Genomic DNA, 5040 nt, shown 5'->3' with positions numbered 1-5040 from the left:
CGATCCCTGCCCTCGTACATGGTCCCGGATGCCGTCACGGTGTTGTCCGAAATGCCGGTGAGCGCCAGCGGAAAACTCGACCGAAGGGCGCTGCCCGATCCGGTATTCGCAGACGAGAGCCGAGAATACGTCGCTCCGCGCAGTGCCATGGAAGAGTCGATCGCCGAGTTGTTCGCCGAGATCCTCGGAGTTCCTCAGGTCAGTGTGGGCGACTCGTTCTTCGCACTCGGTGGCGACAGCATCGTCTCGATCCAGCTCGTCTCCCGCGCAAAGGAAATGGGAGTCCTGTTCTCGGCGCGCGACGTGTTCGAACGCAAAACCGTTGCTGCGCTTGCCGAAATCGCGAAGTTCGCATCCGATTCGGCCACGGTGCACGTTCTGGAGGAACTTCCGGGAGCCGGTATCGGCACCATGCCGCTGACACCGGTTGTGCGATGGATGACGGAACCGGGTGGAGACTTCCACCGCTTCTCGCAGTCGATCCTCCTCACCTTGCCGGTCCATGCCGATCGCGAACGGGTGGTGAGGACCCTCACGGCAGTGGTCGATCGGCACGATGCTCTGCGGTCGTCCCTGTACCGCAACGCTTCTGAGCCGGATTGGGTGCTCGAGGTCGCACCCATCGGCTCGGTTGACGTAGACAGCCTGGTCGAGAGGGTCGAGTTCACCGAGGGGCCGGGTACCGATTCCTTTCAGGCTCTCACCACCCGCGCCCTCGACCGCGCTGCGGACACGCTCGATCCCTCGGTCGGTTGCGTAGTGCGGTTCGTGTGGTTCGCTCCTGCTGAAGATTCCGGTGACCGGGCCATTCCCGAGACTGATGACAGCGCCGCGCACCGGGCCGGCCGACTGCTCGTCGTCATCCACCACCTCGCGGTGGACGGCGTGTCGTGGCGGGTGCTCGTGCCCGACCTCGTTTCCGCCTGGGCGCAGGTCGCGGCCGGTGCGGAGCCGCTGCTTCCTGCGGTGGGCACGTCGGTTCGCCGATGGGCGCACGGACTCGCGGACAACGTGAAGAGTCCGCGCCGCGTCGGTGAACTCGACTTCTGGACGAAAACCCTGCAGGGTCCGGACCCGCTGATCGGCTCGCGCGCACTGGACGGCCGCGACGTGGTCGGCGCTCTCGGTCGCGTGCGCCTCGAGTTGTCGGCAGAACTCACCGAAGCCCTCGTAACGACGGTGCCGCGGGCTTTCCATGGGGGCGTCAACGACGGTCTCCTGACCGCTCTCACGCTTGCTGTCGCGAAATGGCGCGAGACCCATGGAGTCACGGAAACGTCGGCTCTGGTGCATCTCGAAGGCCACGGCCGCGAGGAGGCAGTTCTCCCGGGTGCAGACCTCTCCCGCACCGTGGGCTGGTTCACGAGCATGTATCCGGTCCGGTTGTCGGCGTCCGGTGTGGACCTGGGCGAGGCATTCGCCGCCGGCCATGCGGCGGGCAGTGCAGTGAAGGCCGTGAAAGAGCAGCTCGCGGCGGTACCCGAACACGGTATCGGTTATGGCATGCTCCGGTTCCTCAACGCCGAAACGCGTTCGGTGCTCGAGGGGCTACCGAGCCCTCAGATCAGCTTCAACTATCTGGGGCGCGTATCGATCGGCGAGATTGCGGAGGCCGTGCGCGCCGGCGGGTGGATTCCCGACACCGACACGATGGAGCTCTCGGGCGTCCGTAACAGTGAGATGCCCGTCCGTTTCGCGCTCGACATCAACGCGATGATCACCAATGTCGAAGGTGAGCAGCGGCTTTCGTCGACGATCGACTTCCCGTCCGGGGTGCTGACCCCCGCGGAGGTGGAGGAGTTCTCGGGTATCTGGCACCGGGCTCTCGAGAGTCTGGTCGAGTACGCGGTGCGGCCGGGTGCGGGCGGGCGGACACGGTCCGACTTCGATCTCGTTGCCATGGACCAGGCGCAGATCGAGGCACTCGAAGACCGGTATCCGGCGCTGGCCGACGTCTGGTCGCTGGCGCCGCTCCAGGCGGGCCTGCTGTTCCACGCGGCCTTCGCCGACGAGTCCGTGGACGTCTACACCTCTCAGCTGGTTCTCGACCTCGGTGGAGTGGTCGATGCCGCACGCCTCCGACATGCGGCCGAATCCCTGATCGCGAGGCATCCGAATCTGCGCGCCGCGTTCGTCCTCGACGACAGCGGCAACGGAATGCAGGTCGTGCTCGACAGGGTCGCCGTTCCGTGGCGTGAAGTCGACCTCACGTCGTTCCCCGAATCTTCCCGCAATGCGGAACTCGAGCGGTTGATCGAGGCCAATCGCACGGACTCCTTCGACATGGCGGAACCCCCGCTGGTCCGGTTCCTGTTGGTTCGGGTGGCCGAGGACCGCTATCGATTCGCGATCACCAACCACCACATCCTGCTCGACGGGTGGTCGCTGCCGATTCTGATTCAGGATCTGCTGGCTCTGTACGCGGCTGCCGGTGCGCCGGCAGCTCTGCCGCCCGCCCGTCCCTACCGCGACTACCTGAAATGGCTGGCGGCGCAGGACTCCGCCGAATCGCTGGCAGCGTGGAGCAGCTCACTCGCAGGCTTCGAGGAACCGACACTGATCGCCGATCTCCGGGCCGCGAGCGCGGCCGCCCCGTCGTCGGCGGAGATCACCATCGACCTCCCGGACGAGCTGCTGACGGCGATGACCGAACTCTCTCGCGAACTCGGCGTCACCATGAACACCCTCGTGCAGGCCGCCTGGGGCATCGTGCTGGGCCGCATCACGGGACGACGCGACGTGGTGTTCGGAACGACGGTGTCGGGCCGCCCGCCGCAGGTTGCCGGCGTCGAGTCGATTCTCGGCATTTTCATCAACACGATTCCCGTGCGGGTGCGGATCGACAGTGCGGATACGGTCCGCGCACTTCTCGAACGGATCCAGCTCGAGCAGATCGGCCTGCTCGACCACCACCACGTCGGTCTCACCGAAATCCAGCAGGGCCTGGGAATCGGCGCGCTCTTCGACACCCTCATGGTGTACGAGTCCTATCCTCTCGACCGTGAGGCTCTGACGAAGAGCGGGGACATCGAGGGACTCCGTGTCCTGGACGTCGAACCCCATGATGCAACCCACTATCCGCTGGCAATCGTCGCGATGACCGATCCGCGGCTGCACCTCGTGGCGAAGTTCCTGCCCGATCTCTTCCACTCTGCCCAGGTCGAGCAGATCATGGCGCGAGTCGTGCGGGTGCTCGATGCCATGACGGCCGATGCGGGAACCAAGGTTTCGCAGATCGACGTCCTCGCCGCAGACGAGAGGGACTCGCTCCTCGCCGTGCGCGGCTCCGAGGACGTCGAGCGGCGGTTGCTGGCGGACATTCTCGCAGATGCCGCCGCGCAGAGTCCGGATCACCTCGCAGTGGTAGCCGGAGACACCTCGCTGACGTATGCGGAACTCGACGATCGGTCGAATCGACTCGCCCGCGTACTCATCGAGCGGGGTGTCGGCCCGGAGACATTCGTCGCGGTGGGAATGACCCGCTCACTCCACTCGGTGATCACGACCTGGGCGGTCGCGAAGGCCGGTGGCGCGTTCGTGCCGGTCGATCCGCGGTATCCCGCCGAGCGCATCGAGCACATGCTCGTCGACTCCGGATCGGTACTGGGCGTGACGGTGGCCGCGGAGCGTGAATCGCTTCCCGCGCAGACCGATTGGCTGGAGGTCGACTCGCCCGAGTGCGACTCCCGATGCTCCGCACAGTCGCCGGCTCCGGTGTCGGACGTTGAGCGCACCGCTCCGCTTCACATGGACCAGCCGGCCTACATGATCTACACGTCCGGAACCACCGGCACGCCCAAGGGCGTCGTCGTCGCACACTCCGGCCTGGCGAACTTCGCCGCCGAGCAGCGCTCCCACTACGGGGTCACTCCCTCTTCGCGCACACTGCATTTCGCCTCCCCGAGCTTCGATGCGTCGGTGCTCGAACTCCTTCTGGCGTTCGGTTGCGGCGCGACCATGGTCGTGGCACCCGCAGATCTGTACGGGGGAGAGGAGCTCCGGGTATTCCTCGCGGACAATGACGTGACGCATGCGTTCGTCACTCCAGCGGCCCTGGCGTCGGTGGAGCCCACCGGCCTCGACCGTCTCGAAGTCGTGGTCGTCGGCGGCGAGGCCTGCCCACCGGAGCTGGTGGAGCGCTGGGCGCCCGGACACCGGATGTACAACGCGTACGGTCCGACCGAGGCGACCGTGATGAGCAACGTCAGCAACGTCGTGGTTCCCGGAGAGCGGATCGAGATCGGTGGCCCGATCTGCGGTGTCACCGTCTACGTTCTCGACGAATTCCTGCGTCCGGTACCGGTCGGAGTGGCGGGCGAGCTGTACATCGCCGGCCCCGGACTGGCACGTGGTTACCATGATCGCCGCGACCTCACAGCCGAGCGGTTCGTGGCGAATCCCTTCGGCACCAGCGGTACTCGGTTGTATCGTACGGGCGATGTCGTCCGTTTCGTCGTCGACGAGGGACACCGCGCCGGTTACGGCGTGGAGTACGTCGGTCGAAGCGACTTCCAGGTGAAGGTTCGCGGATTCCGGATCGAACTCGGCGAGATAGATGCAGCGCTCGTCAAGCACCCGAAACTCGACTTCGCGGTGACGACCGGACGCACGATGCCTTCGGGCGCTACGGCGCTGGTGTCGTACGTGCTGCCCTCACCCGGTTCGAGTGTGGCCCCTGCCGACGTCACCTCGTTCGTCGGTGACACCTTTCCGGCTCACATGATCCCGAGTGCGATCATCGTGCTCGACGAGATCCCGCTCACCGGCGCGGGCAAACTCGACCGGAATGCTCTGCCCGAACCCGACTTCGACGCGTTGCAGGGAGACGTGGTCGAACCGCGCACGCCCACAGAAGAGTTGGTATCGAGTGTCTTCGCCGAGGTTCTCGGACTGTCGACGATCAGCGTCACCGAGTCGTTCTTCGACCTCGGTGGTAACTCGTTGATCGCCACGAAGGCGGTCGCCAGGCTCAACGCCGCAGCAGGGACGCGCCTCGGCGTGCGGGAGTTGTTCGAGGCACCCACCGTCGAAAGCCTGGCC

The 5040-nt window shown here is 65.9% G+C and carries 1 protein-coding gene; it reads left to right on the top strand.

Translation table 11 applies throughout. From position 1 onward, the window contains the following. On the top strand, positions 1-5040 hold a 5040-nt coding region (locus WAW17_RS05520; protein WP_422332000.1), incomplete at both ends, for an amino acid adenylation domain-containing protein.

The sequence above is a fragment of the Rhodococcus sp. (in: high G+C Gram-positive bacteria) genome (assembly GCF_049286785.1).
Taxonomy (GTDB): domain Bacteria; phylum Actinomycetota; class Actinomycetes; order Mycobacteriales; family Mycobacteriaceae; genus Rhodococcus_F.
This window is presented reverse-complemented; position numbering and strand designations above follow the sequence as displayed.